The following is an 18,538-nucleotide window of genomic DNA, read 5'->3' as shown; positions in this document are numbered from 1 at the left end:
TGCCATGCCGGTATTTAACTTGAACAGACTTTTTTTATAGTTAACAAACATACCCTTTCGCCTTTACTAGCCCTGTCTTGTCGGTAGAAGTGAAAGAATTAAGCTATATCCATAATTTCTCAATATTCCGCAACCTTTTTCACCGAAAAAAAAGAAGCGTTTGAAATTGAGATCCAACCGCTTCTTATTGTTAAATTTATGCTCGTTTGAATCCTTCCCCCAGCACTTCGTTTGCATTAAGCAGTATGACGAATGCGGAAGGATCCACTCCTTTTACATACTGTTTTAATTTTGTCACTTCGTATTGTGCAACAACGCACATCAGCATCGGGCGCTCGTCCTGTGTATAACCGCCAAGCGCATTGATCTTGGTCACACCACGATAAAGGTCAGTCAGGATTCCCTGCCTCATTTCTTCTTCCTGGTCTGAAATAATCAAAGCGACTTTGGACACTCCAAGCCCCATCTGGACCACATCAATCGTTTTTGCGGTTAAGAACATGGCAATTAGTGCGTAAAGGGCTTTTTCCAGACCAAAAACAAGGGCTGACGTCAGCACGATGGTTCCATCGATAAAGAGGATACATGTTCCAAGCGATATTCCGAAATATTTATGAATAATCTGGGCGAGCAAGTCTACACCGCCTGTTGAAGCCTTGCCTCTGAAGACAATGCCAAGGCCGGCCCCGACACCCAATCCGCCAAATAAAGCACCGAGCAAGGGGTCATTCGTTGCAGCTCCCCAGCCAGTGAAAAGAAAAACAAAGAAGGGCAGCACCAGGGTACCAATCAGTGTTTTTGCGCCAAATTGTTTTCCGAGAAAAATAATACCGGCAAAAAACAACGGAATGTTCAATGCCCATTGCACGTAGGAAGGATCCCAGCCGGCCACCCATTTCAGGATGGTGCTGATCCCGCTGACACCGCCGGAAGCAATTTTATTGGGCAATAAAAAAACAGAAAAAGCCAGGGAAACAAAAGCAGACCCGATAACTACAAAAATATATTCCAAAGCGAGTTCTGCTTTTGGCGGCAAAACTCCTCTGCGTCTTCGCAAAGCTGTCATCATTCGTTCATTTACCTACTTTCCGAACGTTCTCTAGTTGTAAAACCATAAAACCCGACTCATTATATCACTACTAGTCTGCCCTGTGAATGAGATTCCGATGACGCGGTAAAGGAATAAATGGAAGGGGTATTCCTACTATTTTACTTTTGTCGAAAGATTCTTAACATTTCCGGACAAGATTCGGTTAAAATTGAACTAAACTCCGAGACAGAAAGGGCGATGTTTAAAAAATGGATGAGAAAAAGATGTATCTTCTCATTTTGCAGCGTATGGAGGAAGCACTGAGCAGACTGGATGTGTATCAAAAAAAGCTGGACACAATGGAACACAATTTTGACCGGTTTGAACAGGATTTGGATCATTATCATTCGGCGGTGCTTCAGCGCTTTGAACAAATGGAACATTATATTTCCTACCTTGAACATGAAATTGAGGTTCTGCAGCGCAGTGTACCTATGCCTGAACAATCCCTGCCCCTTCAATAAACTACATATCCATGCAAAAAAAGCAGCCCGGTGAAAACTCCGGGCTGCTTTTTCATCATTTCATAAAACCAAAAAGCCGGACCCTGATCAGGACCGGCTTTTACAAAAATTATTTAATCTGCGAACGAAGGTATGCATCAATAAAGGATTCAATATCTCCGTCCATTACCGCTTGAACGTTCCCCATCTCGGTGTTGGTGCGATGGTCTTTGACCATGCTGTACGGGTGGAACACATAAGAGCGGATCTGGCTTCCCCAGCCGATTTCTTTTTGTTCCCCGCGGATTTCCGCCAATTCGGCTTGCTGTTCTTCAATCTTGCGCTGCAGCAGTTTGGCCTTCAGCATTTTCATGGCATGATCACGGTTCTTGATCTGTGAACGTTCGGTCTGGCAGGATACGACGGTGTTTGTCGGGATATGCGTAATACGAACGGCCGAGTCCGTCGTATTTACATGCTGTCCGCCTGCGCCGCTGGCACGGTACGTATCCACTTTCAAATCTTCCGTACGAACATCAATTTCTGCATCATCATTAAGTTCAGGAACCACATCGCAAGAAACGAACGATGTATGACGGCGGCCTGATGAGTCAAACGGGGAGATTCGCACCAAACGGTGAACCCCTTTTTCCGCTTTCAAATAGCCATAGGCATTGTGGCCTTTGATGCCAAGGGTAACGCTTTTAACACCCGCTTCATCTCCCGGAAGATAATCCAGCGTTTCCACCTTAAATCCTTTTCGTTCCGCATAGCGGGTGTACATGCGAAGAAGCATGGAAGCCCAGTCCTGTGACTCCGTTCCGCCGGCACCCGGGTGAAGCTCAAGAATCGCATTGTTTTTGTCGTGCGGCTGGTTTAAAAGCAGCGAGAGCTCAAACGTATTCAGCGCATCAACCATATCTTTCAGATCTCGTTCCAGTTCTTTCTGCATGTCAGCATCAAACTCTTCCTTCAGCATATCATGCGCGACTTCCAAGTCTTCATAACGGCCGTTCAGATCTTCAAACTGGTTGACTTGCTCCTTTAATCCGTTGGCTTCACCGATCACGGTCTGTGCCGCGTTTTGGTCATCCCAAAATTCCGGTACGCTCATCTTTTCGTCCAGCTCGGCTATTTTTGCCTTCTTTTGGTCGAGGTCAAAGAGACCCCCTGAAGTCCGCTAATCGCTTAGCCATAATATTGAGTTCTTGCTTAATTTCTACTAATTCCATCTCTGCCACCTCGTATTTTTGGTTCATCGTGAGTATATGCTTAGCTGTTGTAAATAGACACAGCAAAGAGAGTCTGGATCCTCCGACTCTCCCTGCACCTTTTCTTATTATATCATCCCGGGAGAATTAATTCTCCGCTCCATGACATTGTTTGTATTTTTTACCGCTTCCGCACGGGCAAAGAGCGTTGCGTCCGATGTTTTGTTTCTTTTTCACCGGCTTGCGCTTTGTTTCCTGCTTATCGCTCGGTACCACGGCTTTTCCTTCTGCCACTTGCTCACGCTGCATGTTTTGTTCAACTTGAGCCTTCATGATATACATGGAAATCTCTTCTTCAATGGCCGCAACCATCGCTTCGAACATTTCAAAGCCTTCGAACTGGTACTCGCGAAGCGGATCATTCTGCCCATAGGCACGAAGGTGAATCCCCTGGCGCAGCTGTTCCATCTGGTCGATATGATCCATCCATTTGGAGTCAACGGCACGGAGGATTACTGCTTTTTCAAACTCGCGCATATGCTCAGGTTCAATAAGTGCTTCCTTTTCAGCAAAAGCAGCGTGTGCTTTTTCTTTCAGAAGCTCGATGATCTCTTCTTGATCAAGACCTTTAAGATCATCAGCTGTCACATCCTCCTCATTCAGGAAGGTTGCCACAGAATAGTTAACAATTTCGTCAAGATCCCATTCTTCCTGCACGATTTCTTCCTGCGTATGAGCTTTTACAATGCGGTCGATAGTGGAATCCACCATCTGGAGAACAATGTCCCCAAGGTTTTCGGCATCAAGAACTTCCTGGCGCTGTTTGTAGATGATTTCACGCTGCTGTCTCATAACATCATCATATTGAAGCAACTGCTTACGGGCATCAAAGTTGGAGCCTTCCACCCGTTTTTGTGCGGATTCAACCGCTTTGGTAACCAGCTTACTTTCAATCGGCGTATCTTCATCCATTCCAAGGCGTTCCATCATGTTCATCATGTTGTCAGAGCCAAATCGGCGCATCAATTCATCTTCCATGGAAATGTAGAACTGAGAAGATCCCGGATCTCCCTGACGTCCTGAACGACCGCGAAGCTGATTGTCAATACGGCGGGATTCATGGCGCTCCGTACCAAGGATATGAAGGCCGCCGACTTCGCGAACTCCTTCTCCAAGCTTGATATCTGTACCACGGCCGGCCATGTTGGTCGCAATGGTCACCATGCCTTTATGGCCGGCGTTCTCAATGATTTCTGCTTCACGTTCATGGTTTTTCGCATTCAAAACATTATGCGGGATTCCTTTTTTGCGAAGCATCTGGGAAAGAAGTTCTGACGTTTCAACAGCAACCGTACCTACAAGAATCGGCTGGCCTGTTTCATGGCGTTCCTGAATTTCTTTAACAATGGCGCGGAATTTCCCTGCCATGGATTTATAGACAAAATCAGAATTATCAACACGGGCAATCGGACGGTTCGTAGGAATTGCCACGACTTCCATGTTGTAAATATTGCGGAATTCTTCTTCTTCCGTCTTCGCTGTACCCGTCATACCCGAAAGTTTGTTGTACATACGGAAATAGTTCTGGAACGTAATAGTCGCAAGCGTCATGCTCTCACGCTGGATTTCCAGACCTTCCTTTGCCTCGATGGCCTGGTGAAGCCCTTCACTGTAACGGCGCCCTGCCATCAAGCGGCCTGTGAACGGGTCAACGATAACAACCTCGCCATCCTGAACTACATAATCAACATCCAATACCATGATGACATTGGCCTTCAATGCCTGGTTAATATGGTGATTCAGCGTAACATGGTTATAATCATACAAGTTATCAATATTGAAATATTGCTCAGCTTTCGTAATTCCCTCTTCTGTAAGCTGAACATTTTTCGTTTTAATATCGACTGTGTAATCTTCTTCTTTTTTCAGTGTACGGACAAACATGTTAGCCATCATATACAACTCAGTTGACTTTTGAGCCGAACCGGAAATGATCAGCGGTGTACGCGCCTCGTCGACCAGGATGGAGTCAACCTCATCGACAATCGCAAAGTTGAGAGGACGCTGAACCATTTGTTCCTTATAGACCACCATGTTATCCCGAAGGTAATCAAATCCGTATTCGTTGTTTGTTCCATAAGTAATGTCCGCAGCATACGCTTCCTGTTTTTCTTCTCTGGACATATCGGAAATGTTCAACCCCACAGTAAGGCCAAGGAAGTTATACAACGGGCTCATCAATTCGGAGTCACGGCGTGCAAGATATTCGTTAACCGTAACAACATGGACACCCTTGCCTTCAAGTGCATTCAAGTACACCGGCATGGTCGCCACAAGCGTTTTACCTTCACCTGTTTTCATTTCGGCAATGTTGCCTTCATGAAGAGCAGTTGCCCCCATGATCTGAACAGGATAAGGACGTAATCCGAGAATACGGTCAGCCGCTTCACGTACTACCGCGAATGCCTCAGGAAGAAGAGCATCAAGAGATTCTCCGTTGGAGACGCGCTCTCTAAATTCCTCGGTCTTTTGGCTCAGTTCCTCATCCGAAAGACCTTTCAGGGCATCTCCCAGTCCGTCCACCTGGTCGGCAATTTTTTGGTATCTATTTAAATTTCGTTCGTTCGTGCCCGGAAAAATCTTTTTAAGCAATCCTATCATCTGCTAACGCTCCTCTGTTCAGGAAATAAGTGCTATTACTTATTCTATCAGTTTGTGAATTTTACGACAAGAAAGGCGAAACTTCTATGGCTGTCAATTCAATTATTTTACACGCTCTTCCACAAACTCTCTGATTCCCAGTATAAAGAAAAAACGATACAGGTGGGGAAATGTAAAAGAATTTACAAAAAACCTTAACGTGACTTTTGCCCTGTCCTCCTTTTTTTGAAAGGGAATTTCCATCTAGGATGGACGTTCACAGGACCTTTTAAACCCTCAAATTATGTAAAAAAGGCACAGCCGTAATTGGCCGTGCCCGAAGGGATTATGCTCCCTTTTGTTCGCCAAGTCTCATGACGGTTTCTTTCATCCTTTTTTTACCTTCCACCAGACGTGCAGTAAGCATGCTGGCTACGTTGTCACCTGTTGCATTAAGAAGGGTGGCCGGCGGATCGATAATGGTGGAGATGGCAGCTGCGATCGGCAGTGCCTCCACAGGAAATCCGAACAAGGAAAGAATGAGCATTTCGCCAATCATTCCGCCTTGTGGAATCGCACCCATCACCATGCCAACAAGCAGGGAAACGACCAGCACAAGCAGGTAGTTTCCTATACCCGAAAAATCATGGCCGAAAATCCCGAAAAGGAACGTAATTTTAAGGACACCGCCCATAACTGAGCCGTCCTTATGAAGCGTTGCACCAAGCGGCACAGCCGTTTCGCTAATGTCATCCGGAACACCCATCTTTTTCGAGGCTTCCAGGTTAACAGGGATGGAAGCGGCCGAACTGCAGGTGGCCAGAGCGGTTAACGATGGAGAAAGCATGTTTTTCCAGAAAAGGCGAACACCGTCTTTTCCGTTGGCCATAAGTGCATAAAGCGTAAAAATTCCAAAGAAATAAATAATCGCAAGTGGATAATAGTAAAGGACCGCACGGAAATAGGAACCAAGCAGCGTTGGCCCAAATTCACCGATCAGGGCAGCAAAGTACGCGCCAAGCCCGATTGGTGCATAATACATGACAAGACTGACCATCTTCAGCATCACTTCACTGCCTGATTTCAGGAAGGATGCGAACGGTTTTCCTTTTTCGCCAATCATGGTAACAGCGATACCCATTAGTACTGAAAATAAGATAAGAGCAAGCATGTTGTTGCGTGAAAACAGCTCGGAGAAATCCGAAACCGTCAGTGTTTGTACAATTTGATCCCCAATGGAAACCTTATCACCGGCATCTTCCGGTTTAACAAGATCGATGTTTACTCCTTTGGACGGTGAATAAATTTTCACACCGGCCATCGCGATGACAGAAGCCACAACCCCTGTAAAAAGGAACACGACCATCATTGAACCCATTACTTTTCCGAATCGCTTGACACCGCCCATTGATGCAATGGCTGATGAGATGGAAAAGAAGACAAGCGGAACAACGATCATAAACATCGCATTCAAAAATAAATCACCAAACGGCTTCAAAACAGCGGCTTCCTTGCCCTGTGTAAAACCGATGATGCTTCCGATCACAATGGATAACAACAGTATGAGCGGAAAACGGTAGGTCTTTAGAATTTTTTTCATCTCAATATCCCCTTTTTCATGTTCATGTAGATTATAAACATCATTGTCAAAAAAACAATGCGCAGCCGTTCATGTTCTAAAGCGAAAGGCGATAATAGTCCTGTGTGTTATAGGACGTAAAACCACAGGATTCATAAAGTTTCAGGGCGTGTGCATTTTGTGTTTCCACTTCCAGGAACAGCGAATGACCTTTCGACTGTTCCAAGGAAATAAGAGAATTCAGTACACTCCGGCCAATCCCTTTTCCTTGCTCCGCCGGAGTAACTGCAAATCCGTAAATCCAGGCTTCCCCCGCTGCTGCGGCCACTCTTACCTTTCCTGCGGCTTTTCCGTTTTTCTCAATCACATACCGGTCCTGTCCTTTTTCATTTTTTATCCGCTGATTATACTCTTGGGCTTTTGAAAGCGAAAAGCCAAAGCATTCAACATCCAACTGCATCACAAACTCAAGATCAGTGGGCCTCGTTGGTCTTAAAGAAACGTCATGTGATGCTTCAACGACTTTTTCCTGCCACTTCATCTGGTGTTCGGAAAAAGCGTATCCGCATGGCACTTGTTTTAAAAAGGCAAGGCCGGACGTTGAATTTGCCGGTGTATTGAGCAGGATTTCATCATATTCTTGTTTGGCAACTTCTATGGCTTCCGTTAAAAGCTTTGTAAAAATTCCTTTTCTGCGGCAGGTGGGAAGCACCATTCCACATAGTTCAGCTTTGCTTCCAAATCCATAGATCCCAAGGAAGGCGCAAAGCTCCCCTTCTTCATAATGAAAAAAGTCCTCCTTTCTATTGCCATCACGCTGTTCAAGCATGTCCCAGTTCAGTTTTAGTTGCAAATTTTCTTCCGCTTGGCATTGCTGCTGAAGTTTTTTTATTTCTGACAGCTGCTGTTGCAATTCCATGAAAAACCTCCATTTCTGTATCCTTTTGTTTTCTCGCCTCACACAGAAAAGTCCTTTCTGATAAAAAAGAAATAGAGCAGAAAAGCCGGCAAAGGAACACATTTGTGTGCTCTTTTGCCGGCTGTTTTTTTCGTTATTCAGAGTTAATGATTATTCCGGGCTGATCAGGCCGTATCTTCCATCTTTTCGTTTATACACCACGTTGGTCGTGCCGGTTTCTGCATGATTGTAAACAAAAAAGTTATGTCCAAGCAGATCCATTTGAAGAATGGCTTCCTCGGTATCCATTGGCTTAAGGTCAAAACGTTTTTCACGGACAATCTCAAATTCGTCTTCCTCTTCGTCCAAAACAACGGTTGTAGTGGCATCTGCACTGTTGGCAATCATTTCATGAATGCCTCCATTTTGTTTGGAACGACGGTTCACCTTTGTTTTATGTTTACGAATCTGACGCTCTAATTTTTCAATTACGAGGTCAATTGCCGCATACATATCGGTGTGGCTTTCCTCTGCTCTTAGCAGCAGCCCTGTCATCGGAATGGTTACCTCGACTGATTGAGTATTGTTGTAAACTTTTAGATTGACATATGCGTCAGTGTTCGGAGTTTCGTTAAAATAGCGCTTAAGTTTTGCAACTTTCTTTTCAACATATTCCCTTAAAGCTGGAGTCACCTCAATGTTTTCTCCACGAATGTTAAATTGCATATCTTAACTCCTCCTTCCGTGATGTATATATATTTCGATATACCCGTTAACAATTCCTTCATAAACTTTAAAATATCTTGACAATAAAATTTCTTTCTCGACAATTTTCGACTCAGCCAATAGAAAGCTAAGTTTCGGGCACAATGGGGATGTAAGGTATAGGAGGGATCGATATGCATAACCAAAATGTTGTTAAACAAAGTGTGAAAAACGTCCAACAAAGCAAGGTTAAGAAAGGGAAATCCCATAAACTCGCCTGGTGGCAGCTTTCATTGATTGGCATTGGCTCAGTGATCGGTGCGGGATTTTTTCTGGGGTCTGGACTTTCCATCCATTCAGCAGGGCCTTCCGTGCTGATTGGCTACCTCCTTGCCGGTTTAACGGCCTATTTTGTCTTTAGTGCACTTGCTGAAATGACGGTACAGGATCCACAGCCCGGTTCTTTCCGGACATATGCCGGTCAGGCATTCGGCCATCCTGTCGGATTTATGAGCGGCTGGATCTACTGGACTGCCGGTGTTTTGATCATGTCCAGTGAAGTAACAGCCCTGGCCATCTTTACACAGCTTTGGCTGCCCCATGTGCCCCTCTGGCTCTTATCCGTTGTTTATTCTATACTTGCGCTTGGTATTAACCTGCTCGGCGTAAAAAACTTCGGCAGCATTGAATCGTTCTTTGCGGTGATCAAAATATCCACTCTTGTGGCGTTTATTGGATTTGGGATTCTCGCTGTGACGGGCGTCATTTCCCCCAACAGTGCGAAGGCAGGTCTTTCTTCTGCTTCCTTTGCACACGGCTGGTTTCCAAACGGCTTCTCAGGTTTCTGGTCCGCGATGATTTTTATTTTATTTTCCTACGGTGGAATTGAAGTGCTGGGGGTTCTCTCCACAGAGTTAAGAAATAAAAAAGATGTACCAAAAGCCGGTACATTTCTCGTCATCGCATTAACAGTGCTGTACGCCGTTAGTATTCTATTTATTTTGATGATGGTTTCCTTTCACATCATTAATGAGGACAAAAGCCCGTTTGTCAAAGCGCTGGCAAGTTTCCCTATTCCTTATCTGGACACGATATTCAACGTCATACTGATCAGTGCTGCATTTTCTACCATGGTAGGAGCTCTGTTCTCCATAACCAGCATTATGGTTTCCCTGGCCAAAGACGGTGATGCTCCCGGACGCCTTCAGAAAAAGAACAGCCGCGGAGTTGCTGCAGGTGCTCTCGGCTTGAGCGGTATCGGCCTTGCGATCTCTGTCCTTTTCTCCTTTTTATTGCCGGACACAGTATATGAATATATGACAACCTCTGCTGGTATCATGCTGATTTTGAACTGGGTGATCATCCTGTCCTCCCATATCAAAAAAAGAAAACAAATTGGCTCCAGCGAAGAGCATTACCGATCTGCATCCTATCCGTTAACCTCTTATCTGGGTATTGCTCTCATTGCCTTTACGATCGCAGGGTCTCTCCTGCACACTAATCAGCGGGTAGGATTTTTTATCAGTCTTGGCTTTGTAGCCATCATTCTCGGCGCCTATTACCTCGGTTCACGGTTTGGCAAATTTAAAAAGGTTCACAAATCTGAAGAAGAATATTGATTCACATAAATAACCCAGCATTCTAAGAATGCTGGGTTATTATCCGAAGTATCGGCTAGTTATTATTATAGTTTGGTTACGTTAGCTGCTTGTGGTCCACGAGCTCCGTCAACGATTTCAAACTCAACTTCTTGGCCTTCATCAAGAGACTTATAACCTTCTGAATTGATGGCTGAGAAATGTACGAATACATCATCTCCATCTTCTCTTTCGATAAAGCCAAATCCTTTTTCTGCATTAAACCATTTTACTTTTCCTTGCATGTACTTTCACTATCCCTTCGTCATGACAATCTGTATAGGAGCCCTATACATTCATAGTATTACACATTTAAAAAAATGTTGTCAAACGTATCATTTAGCGAATAGTAAGAAGTTTTGTCGAATAATCTTTTTCTTTAACTATTTTGTAAAATACCAAATAAATTTACACATTTCACAGGTGATTTCAGCCCTTTGAAAAGGCACTTGCTTTCAACTTCTACTTTGGGGTGGACAACATATAGTATATGGACAGCCATTTATTGTACGGGTACATAACGGCCGGCGACTACGTGCAGCATGCACTTCATGGGGGTTGACTGTATGTTTCAAGTATTTGAGAAAATCGTCCTCGGCATGGCCATGATCAGGATTCTGTCCGGGGTATGCGAAGTAAGTGCCGCATTTTTAATGCTCCGTTTTAATTCAGTTGAAAAAGCCTTGCTGATCAATTCCACGCTGTCCATTATCGGACCTTTTATTTTCTTTTCGACCATGTCCTTAGGGTTAGTCGGCATCACAGCCAAGATCAGCACGGCAAAATTGCTTTGGATTGTGGCCGGTCTGGGGCTGATCATTTATGGAATACGAAAATAATAAAATACGCCCGGCTTCCAATGGTGTGCCGGGCATTTTTTAATTACCGCTGAAGCAGTTCGCGGTGAACTTCCATAATGGTATGTCCATACATTGCGAAATAAGACAAGACACCTGCCAGAGCAAGATACAAAAGAAGGACCACAATTTTTGTTTTTAAGCTGGCCACATAATAATTCTTGCGGCGATCCACTTCCTCTTGCTGGGTTTGGGCCTCGTCTTTTACTGCCATAAGATAGGCTTCAACAACTTTTTCAGGACGACCGCCTTCAGGCTCAGCACCCATATCTTCCCCGGTATGAAACTCCTGCTCAGCAAGCAGCCGCTCCATTTCCTTTTCTTTCATAACTTCATGCTTGTATAGAAAAAGAAAATATTTTTCCCGCTTTTGCAGCAGGTTAATTTCCGTCAGCATCGCGTCTTTTTTCAGCCGTTTTTTATCATGAACAAAAGGCCAGGTAAAACCTGAAGGAAGATTACGGATAAACCGTTCCTTTTCAACTCTCCCTTCATCGATAAAGGTATCCACGATATAAGGAAAATTGGGAAGATCACGATATTCCTCCATCTCCCGGACCAGTTCGTGAATTTTTTCTTCTTCCTTCTGATGAAGCTCCAGCGACTGCTTGCTTTCCTGCAAGACATAATCCTCTCTAACTCTTCTCCACCAGGTAGCAATCCCAAACAGGAAGATAAGAAAGATAATCGGGTCAGGAGAAATAAACATGTAAGGAATCATACAGATGAGGCCGATCAGCCATAGTTTGGTAGAAAGGACTCCAACAATTCGTCCTCCGTCAAGCGGAGAGACCGGGAACAAGTTGAACAGATTAATAAATGCACCCAAAAAGACAACCAATCCCCAGAAAGGCGACCCCTGCGTTTCATACAGGTAAACCGCAGGAAGGAACGAAAGCAGGCCGAACAACGGGCCGGCATAAGCCACAAACGCCTCATCCTTCGCGTCTTTCGGCATTTCTTTCATGCCGATGACCGCCCCCATAAACGGTACAAAAATCGCAGGTGAGGTCGGTATCCCCTTCCGTTTCATGGCCACCAGGTGACCCATCTCATGAACAAACAGCAAATAGACCAGGGCTACGGCAAATTTCCAACCGAAAAACATGGCATACGCACCAACGGATACAAACATGGAAGCCAATGTTGCAAATTTCCCCAGCTTTAATAATCCAAAAACCCATTTTAATTTACCTAAAATAAACAATCCGATTCCAGCCAAAACCGTCCAAATCCTGGACTGGTTTTTCTTTTCAGCTCTTTCAGCCATTCATCATTCCTCCAATAAAATTCACGGAAAGAAAGTAAGAAACTGTCATTCTTCTAAAACCATACCATATATACGGATGAAAGAGAAAAAAGTTACAGACCACAAAGAAAAACTGCCGTAGGTTCGGCAGTTTTACGCTGCTTTAGATGGAGAGCGGTCTCCCTTTGCCTCCAATTTTTCAGCTTGCTTTCTATAATAGGTCGCCGAAAATAGCAAGCCCAGTGGATGCAATCTGCTCTTTGCTTCCACCGACAACCGCCCCAACGATGGCCACAATACAGATAACCGAAACAAAGGGAAGGACCTATGATCATTTTGGCTATAGATATGAATAAATCTCCCGGTGAAACAGGAAGCCATTTGCTTGCAAATAAAAAAACATGATGGCGTCAAAATGGGGGCAAGCACTGTGGATACAGATGTTAAGGCAACAGACAGCGCAGTGTCTCCTTTTGCCAAATAGGTCATAACATTGGAGGCCGTTCCACCAGGACAGCACCCAACAAGAATCTTTGCTCTTTTATTGGGATCTATTATTCCATTAACAAAATGGCTTCATTTTTAAGGTTTGATATTCTTTCAAAAGCTCTTCTAATGTCAGTTCATGAAGATGCCCATTTTCGGATTTATAAAAACCTGCTTCGATTAGTTTTGTAATCAGAATTTCCTTTTTCTGTTCCATTACAAAAAATCCCCTTTCTCTATAGATATGCTATGAACAGCATGCCCATTGGAATTGTCACTGAAACCAGAATGGCGGTCGTTGTCATTCCTACACTTCCCATTGCCCCTTCTTCCTCTCCCCATTGAAAGGAACGATTTGCGCCAAGCGCCTGGGCGGAAATTCCCATCGCAAGACCGCGTGCCGTTTTGCTCTTGATGTTGCAACCATCCAGCACATGAGGACCGACGATCAACGAAAAAAGAGCGGAAATCAACACAAAAAGAATGGTAAGCGGTGCTGTTCCGCCAAGGGAACTGGACACAGACAAAGCGACTGGCAATGTGGCTGTTTTCGGCAGCAGGGACGCCACTACTTCGCCCTTTAATCCAAGAAGAAACGCAAATGCTACAGAAGAGGCAATACCTGCCATCCCGCCGCTTACTATGCCCACGGTGATTTTTTTGATATTTTTCCTAATCAGAGGAAATTGCTTGTAAATAGGAATGGCCAGGGATACGATTCCCGTCTGGAGCAGAAGGGAAAAGATTTTGCTTCCCTTTTCATAAGATTTCACGTCCATATGCAAGAATGGAAGTAAAAGAAAAAGAAGTAACGTTACCGTATATAAAGGGTTGAGCCAGGACTTCTGATTGGATTTGCGGTAAATTCGCAGACCGAACAGATAGGTCAATGCTGTAGCCACAATACTTAACAGAGTGTTGCCAAACGTGATGCTCATTCGTTTCTCCTCCTTTTTCTCTTTTCATATAATTCCACTGAGTATCCTGTTCCTAACAGAATGCACAAACTGCTTAATGAAAGAACAAGGAGCACTTTCCATAGCTGAATGTGAACCGCTCCCCAGTTTAAAAACAAACCCACTACTGGCGGAATAAAAAGCAAGGTCATATGACGGAGATGGGAGTTCGCGACACCTTCCACCCATCTTAATTTCACAACTCCTGTCAGCAGGCCGAGAAACAGCAAAAACATCCCCAGTATACTTCCGGGAACCGGCAAGTGAAAAAAGGATGACAGTGCATTTCCGGCAGCCAGGGTGGCGAGGATGATCACAAACTGTCCGATGAAACGTAACAAAGGCTTCTCTCCCCTCGTCCGGAATGATTGATTTCAGTATACGAAAGGAACAGGAAGAAATCTCTCAACCTGTAAGATAACCTTCCGCCCTTTTTTCAGACCCCCAAAACGTATGTTAGAAAATCTAACATACTACTTTTCATTCTATTCAGAAAGCTTTATAGTAATGGAAAGAACTTCGTGCCACCACTGATAAAGGAGTGATGTGGGTGTCTTATGAGAGTTCATCATATAAAGAGAAAAAAGTGATTTCCATCGGCACGGTTAAGGACTTAACAGGGTTATCAGTGAGACAAATCCGGTATTATGAAGAGCGGAATTTAATCTTTCCCGCCCGTACGGAAAAAGGCACACGCAAGTATTCCTTTTCAGATGTGGAGATGCTGATGAGCATAGCAGACAAGAGAGAAGACGGGGTTCAGACGCATGAGATCAGGAAGGAGCTGAAAAAAGCACAGGAGCAAATCCAAAAGGAAAAATTGCGGGATACGATGATTAGGGGGCAGTTGAACGCGCATTTCAATATGATAAAAAGATAAAAAAACCAGTTTCTCAGAACCCAGACCTGAGAAGCTGGTTTTTCTATTTTCTGCCGTGTTTATAGCTGGATGATTCAGGGAATTTTCAAACTAATCATTACACAACATTAACCGTTCAGGAGATGAAAGGTATGGCGTCCAATCAAAACAATGGAACATTCAAACGAAGGTTAAACACACTCGATCTCACGTTTCTCGGGCTTGGCTCCATCATTGGTTCGGGCTGGCTGTATGCTGCAGCCACAGGAGCTCAGTATGCGGGCCCCTATGCCTGGATTTCCTGGATCATCGGAGCAGTCATCATCATGATGATCGGGCTGGTATACGCTGAACTCGGGGCAGCCATGCCTGTGGCGGGAGGTTTTGTCCGCTACCCGGATTTTACCCATGGATCTGTCGTCGGCTTTTTGATCGGTTTCATATCCATGCTTGCCTACTCGGCAGTCATTAGTATTGAATCCCAGGCCGTACGGGGATATTTGGAGTATTGGTTTGACAGTCTTGGCCACAAGGATGGAACACCGACCATAGGAGGATTTTCTGTACAGATCGGATTAATTCTTCTCTTCTTTATCCTTAACTACTGGAGTGTCGCGTTGTTTGGAAAGATCAACACCTTTCTTACTGTTTTTAAATTCGTTGTCCCCTCTATCATCATCATCGTTTTATTCATGCATTTTGATGCTTCCAATTTTGCCGTCACCGGCGCATCGCCCGGTGGAACAAAAGGAATCTTTGCAGCGGTTACTGGTGCTGGAATAGTATTCGCCTTCAACGGCTTCCGTCAGCCGATTGAATTTGCCGGTGAAGCCCGTCGCCCCGAGAAAAGTATCCCCTTTGCCATTATTTATTCGGTCCTGATCGGTTTGATGGTTTATATGCTCCTGCAGATTGCCTATATCGGGGCTGTACCTTCTGGCATGCTGAGCGATGGCTGGAGCGGCCTTCATTTCGATTCTCCTTGGGCAGATTTGGCTACTGCACTGGGTGTTGTCTGGCTCGCCAATCTTGTACTTGTTGATGCCGTCATCTCTCCTTCAGCCACCGGGAATATTTATTTTTCGGCAACTGCCCGCTCATTGTTTGCCTGGGCGAAAAACGGCTACTTTTTTAAAATTTTTCGTAAGATCGATAAGAAAAGCGGACTGCCAAGAGCTGCGCTTTGGCTTACCTTGGTACTGGCGATTATTTGGATGCTTCCTTACCGCTTTCAGGCATGGGCTGATCTGGTTGATGCGAGCACCTCGTTAAAAGCGCTGACGTTTGTGGTCGGTCCCGTGTCGCTCATGTCGCTCAGAAAGAAGCTTCCGGAACTTAAACGCCCCTTCTTGTTAAAAGGTGCCCAAGTGGTTACCCCGCTTGCATTCGTCGGAGCAACCCTGGTAATTTATTGGAGCAAGTGGAAGGTCGTTTCTTTTATCATTCCGATCATCATCCTCTCCCTCATCCTTTATTTTATCGCTGCATACCGCTCCTCTTCGTTTTCAAAAGAAGAGGTTAAACTGCACCTGAAATCCGGATGGTGGCTCATTATCTATTATTTGTTCCTGCTCGCCATGTCTTTTGTTGGCAGCTATGGCCCCGGAACAAAGACCGATCATCTTATTCACGCCCCTTGGGATACCCTTGTTGCGGCTATTCTTTCTCTCATTTTTTATTATTGGGGTGTCCACGCCGGACTTGACGATCCGAACATTGAAATGGACGATGTGGAATCCACTCAATAATACGGCCTGCATAGACAGGGTTTTTTCTTTGAAGCAAGAAGGTTGATAAGATAAACAGAAGGGAATACAATGTAAGCGTTTCGAATTTTCATGCTGATAAGGAGAGATGACGTTGGATAAACTATTGCAGGATCCTAATCAATTTGTAACAGACATCGTTGATGGACTCGTTCGCTCCCATCCTGATTACTATGAAAAGGTAGAAGGTGTAAATGTCATTAAACGCAAAGACGGCACCCCTTCTGGCCAGGTTGGGCTGGTTTCGGGAGGAGGCAGCGGCCATGAACCGGCACACGCAGGTTACGTTGGAGAAGGCATGCTGAGTGCTGCCGTATGCGGTGAAGTATTTACCTCACCGACGCCGGATATGGTGCTTGAGGGAATCAAGGCAGCTGACGGCGGCGCAGGCGTGCTGCTGATCGTCAAAAATTATTCAGGTGATGTGATGAATTTTGACATGGCCAAGGAACTCGCTGAACTTGAAGGCATACAGGTTGAAACGGTTATTGTTAATGACGATATTGCCATTAAAAATGCAGAAGATCGGCGTGGTGTGGCCGGAACCGTTTTTGTTCATAAAATTGCTGGTGCAGCCGCCGCAGCAGGAAAATCGCTATCAGAAGTCAAAAAAGCGGCAGAAAAAGCCATTAATCAGGTTCGTTCCATTGGCATGGCTCTTTCCCCGTGTTTTATGCCAGAGAGCGGCAAGCCGGGCTTTGAGCTACACGAAAACGAAATGGAAATCGGGATTGGCATCCATGGGGAAAAAGGCATTGAACGGAAAACTGTCGCACCTGTAAATGAGATCGTGTCGGAGCTGCTCGACCGGCTGACCGCAGAAGTAACCGACAAACGGATTGCCCTGATGGTAAACGGAATGGGCGGTACTCCCATCTCAGAACTGTACCTCGCCTACAAATATGTGAGTGAACAATTGGAACAGAGAGAATACTCGATTGCCCGCAGCTATACAGGAAACTACATGACTTCGTTAGAAATGCACGGTTTCTCCATTACCCTGCTGGCTGTCGATGATGAATTGCTCGGGTACCTGGATGCCCCTTCAGAAACCATTGGATTTCCAGTGAGGAGTGAATAATATGAAACTGACCACAGAAGGTCTGAAAACAGCATTGTTGAATACAGCGGATCAAATTGAAAAGCAAAAAGATGAACTGACGGACCTGGACCGGGAAATTGGTGACGGCGACCATGGCATCAACATGTCACGGGGGTTTACTGCTGTAAAAAAAGAACTGGAGGATAAAGATTCCTTTGCAGATCTTGGGGAGCTTTCCAAGCTTGTGGGCATGACATTGATTAAAACAGTCGGCGGCGCATCCGGCCCTCTTTTCGGTACTGTCTTTGTAAAATTTGCTACCAAGTGGAATGGCAAAAGCTCAGTAGAGGGTGATGTATTATACGACGGGTTTAAAGAGGCGGCGGACGGTGTGGCTGCACGCGGAAAATCCAAGGCCGGCCAGAAAACCATGCTGGACGTGTTTGAGCCCTTTACTGAGGCGCTTAAGAGCGATGAGCCGCTTGAGACGGTGATTGAAAACGCGCTGGCATATACAAAAGAATTGAAAGCGGAAAAAGGACGGGCCTCGTACTTCGGCGATGCCTCCAAAGGTCTTCAGGATCCTGGGGCATTGTCCAGCTCCATCCTGCTCCGCCAGATTGCGGAGGTGCTGAATGGTTAACTTGATCCTCGTTTCCCACAGTGAAAAATTAGCTGACGGTTTGAAGGAGCTTCTTGCCGAGATGGCAGCCAACGTGGAGATCCATAATGCCGGCGGGCTTGATGGCGGGAAAATCGGAACCGACGTCTCCCGGATCGAAAAAGCATTCTCTTCCCTCACAGACGATGCCATCATTTTAACCGACATCGGCTCTTCCACTATGAACGCCGAAATGGCCCTCGAGCTGTATACCGGGGACCGGAACATACAATTCAAGGATGTCCCGCTTGTGGAAGGAGCCTTTCTGGCTGCCGTACAAAGCGGACAGGGATTGTCCGTGGAGCAGATCATGCAGGCGCTGGAAACAGAGTTTTCTAAATAGAAATAAGAAAAGCCCCGGGTTGAGTAAGATCCTGGGGCTTTTCTACCTTTCATTATAGAAAACGCCAATAGATTTTCCCATCAGGGTAGATGGCTGGTACATAAATTCCTTTTCGA

The 18,538-nt window shown here is 45.2% G+C and carries 18 protein-coding genes and 2 pseudogenes; 8 read left to right on the top strand and 12 right to left on the bottom strand.

The genetic code is table 11. The annotated features are described in order from the left end of the window. Positions 1 to 196: 196 nt before the first annotated feature. Complete coding sequence (locus tag AS030_RS11135; protein WP_240482322.1) at positions 197 to 1,069, bottom strand: YitT family protein; 873 nt, start codon at positions 1,067 to 1,069, stop codon at positions 197 to 199. Positions 1,070 to 1,314: 245 nt separating this feature from the next. Between AS030_RS11135 and AS030_RS11130 the strand changes: the two genes are divergently transcribed. Next, complete coding sequence (locus tag AS030_RS11130) at positions 1,315 to 1,554, top strand: hypothetical protein (protein ID WP_141687071.1); 240 nt, start codon at positions 1,315 to 1,317, stop codon at positions 1,552 to 1,554. 109 nt (positions 1,555 to 1,663) lie between these two features. On the opposite strand, the gene prfB is transcribed toward AS030_RS11130, so the two are convergent. The 5 genes from prfB to hpf all read right to left on the bottom strand — a co-directional run bounded on the left by prfB (position 1,664) and on the right by hpf (position 8,587). After that, positions 1,664 to 2,765, bottom strand: a protein-coding gene (gene prfB / locus AS030_RS11125) for a peptide chain release factor 2 (RefSeq protein ID WP_129479856.1) whose coding sequence is annotated in 2 segments (ribosomal slippage) — positions 1,664 to 2,692 and positions 2,694 to 2,765 — 1,101 coding nt in all. Because the reading frame shifts where the segments join, the coding sequence is not laid out codon by codon here. A 126-nt stretch (positions 2,766 to 2,891) separates the two neighbouring features. Further along, positions 2,892 to 5,405, bottom strand: coding sequence for a preprotein translocase subunit SecA (secA, locus tag AS030_RS11120; protein WP_061971927.1), 2,514 nt, complete (start codon positions 5,403 to 5,405; stop codon positions 2,892 to 2,894). Positions 5,406 to 5,730: 325 nt separating this feature from the next. Beyond that, complete coding sequence (locus AS030_RS11115; protein ID WP_061971926.1) at positions 5,731 to 6,984, bottom strand: dicarboxylate/amino acid:cation symporter; 1,254 nt, start codon at positions 6,982 to 6,984, stop codon at positions 5,731 to 5,733. A 76-nt stretch (positions 6,985 to 7,060) separates the two neighbouring features. After that, positions 7,061 to 7,882 (bottom strand): GNAT family N-acetyltransferase, encoded by an 822-nt coding sequence (locus AS030_RS11110; protein WP_061971925.1) that lies wholly within the window; start codon positions 7,880 to 7,882, stop codon positions 7,061 to 7,063. Positions 7,883 to 8,032: 150 nt separating this feature from the next. After that, entirely contained in the window at positions 8,033 to 8,587 is a 555-nt protein-coding gene (hpf, locus tag AS030_RS11105; protein WP_061971924.1) for a ribosome hibernation-promoting factor, HPF/YfiA family, read from the bottom strand. Between the two features lie 173 nt (positions 8,588 to 8,760). On the opposite strand from hpf, the gene AS030_RS11100 reads away from it, so the two are divergent. Then, the gene (locus AS030_RS11100; RefSeq protein ID WP_061971923.1) at positions 8,761 to 10,185 is read left to right on the top strand and encodes an amino acid permease; all 1,425 of its coding nucleotides are present in this window, start codon (positions 8,761 to 8,763) and stop codon (positions 10,183 to 10,185) included. Positions 10,186 to 10,250: 65 nt separating this feature from the next. On the opposite strand, the gene AS030_RS11095 is transcribed toward AS030_RS11100, so the two are convergent. After that, positions 10,251 to 10,448, bottom strand: coding sequence for a cold shock domain-containing protein (locus tag AS030_RS11095; protein ID WP_061971922.1), 198 nt, complete (start codon positions 10,446 to 10,448; stop codon positions 10,251 to 10,253). Between the two features lie 321 nt (positions 10,449 to 10,769). Between AS030_RS11095 and AS030_RS11090 the strand changes: the two genes are divergently transcribed. Continuing rightward, positions 10,770 to 11,042: a YqhV family protein gene (locus AS030_RS11090; protein ID WP_061971921.1), complete on the top strand. Its 273-nt coding sequence runs from the start codon at positions 10,770 to 10,772 to the stop codon at positions 11,040 to 11,042. 744 nt (positions 11,043 to 11,786) lie between these two features. Here AS030_RS11090 and AS030_RS24810 read toward each other — a convergent pair. The 5 genes and pseudogenes from AS030_RS24810 to AS030_RS11075 form a co-directional block, all read right to left on the bottom strand. Then, positions 11,787 to 12,330, bottom strand: a pseudogene (locus AS030_RS24810) (site-2 protease family protein); the annotation flags it as partial. A gap of 205 nt (positions 12,331 to 12,535) precedes the next feature. After that, positions 12,536 to 12,840: pseudogene (locus tag AS030_RS23035) on the bottom strand (bile acid:sodium symporter family protein); the annotation flags it as partial. A 31-nt stretch (positions 12,841 to 12,871) separates the two neighbouring features. Continuing rightward, complete coding sequence (gene fbpA, locus AS030_RS23030) at positions 12,872 to 13,012, bottom strand: Fur-regulated basic protein FbpA (protein WP_082635796.1); 141 nt, start codon at positions 13,010 to 13,012, stop codon at positions 12,872 to 12,874. Positions 13,013 to 13,031: 19 nt separating this feature from the next. Continuing rightward, on the bottom strand, positions 13,032 to 13,733 hold the full coding sequence (locus AS030_RS11080; protein ID WP_061971919.1) for an LrgB family protein: 702 nt from the start codon (positions 13,731 to 13,733) through the stop codon (positions 13,032 to 13,034). Beyond that, positions 13,730 to 14,092, bottom strand: a complete 363-nt coding sequence (locus tag AS030_RS11075) for a CidA/LrgA family protein (RefSeq protein ID WP_061971918.1) — start codon at positions 14,090 to 14,092, stop codon at positions 13,730 to 13,732. Before AS030_RS11075 ends, AS030_RS11080 begins: the two co-directional genes overlap by 4 nt. Positions 14,093 to 14,301: 209 nt before the next feature. Between AS030_RS11075 and AS030_RS11070 the strand changes: the two genes are divergently transcribed. The 5 genes from AS030_RS11070 to dhaM all read left to right on the top strand — a co-directional run bounded on the left by AS030_RS11070 (position 14,302) and on the right by dhaM (position 18,422). After that, entirely contained in the window at positions 14,302 to 14,631 is a 330-nt protein-coding gene (locus tag AS030_RS11070) for a MerR family transcriptional regulator (protein ID WP_061971917.1), read from the top strand. 131 nt (positions 14,632 to 14,762) lie between these two features. Continuing rightward, the gene (locus AS030_RS11065) at positions 14,763 to 16,358 is read left to right on the top strand and encodes an APC family permease (RefSeq protein WP_061971916.1); all 1,596 of its coding nucleotides are present in this window, start codon (positions 14,763 to 14,765) and stop codon (positions 16,356 to 16,358) included. A gap of 112 nt (positions 16,359 to 16,470) precedes the next feature. Continuing rightward, positions 16,471 to 17,457, top strand: a complete 987-nt coding sequence (gene dhaK, locus AS030_RS11060) for a dihydroxyacetone kinase subunit DhaK (protein ID WP_061971915.1) — start codon at positions 16,471 to 16,473, stop codon at positions 17,455 to 17,457. 1 nt (position 17,458) lies between these two features. Beyond that, the gene (dhaL, locus tag AS030_RS11055; protein ID WP_061971914.1) at positions 17,459 to 18,061 is read left to right on the top strand and encodes a dihydroxyacetone kinase subunit DhaL; all 603 of its coding nucleotides are present in this window, start codon (positions 17,459 to 17,461) and stop codon (positions 18,059 to 18,061) included. Beyond that, positions 18,054 to 18,422 carry a dihydroxyacetone kinase phosphoryl donor subunit DhaM gene (gene dhaM / locus AS030_RS11050; protein WP_061971913.1) on the top strand — a complete coding sequence of 123 codons (369 nt, stop codon included), beginning with the start codon at positions 18,054 to 18,056 and terminating at the stop codon, positions 18,420 to 18,422. The genes dhaL and dhaM overlap by 8 nt, the downstream gene beginning before the upstream one ends. Positions 18,423 to 18,538 lie beyond the last annotated feature (116 nt).

Source organism: Fictibacillus enclensis (assembly GCF_001457035.1).
Taxonomy (GTDB): domain Bacteria; phylum Bacillota; class Bacilli; order Bacillales; family Fictibacillaceae; genus Fictibacillus_C; species Fictibacillus_C enclensis.
The sequence above is the reverse complement of the archived record's forward strand: the minus strand, read 5'-3'. Positions and strand labels throughout refer to the sequence as shown.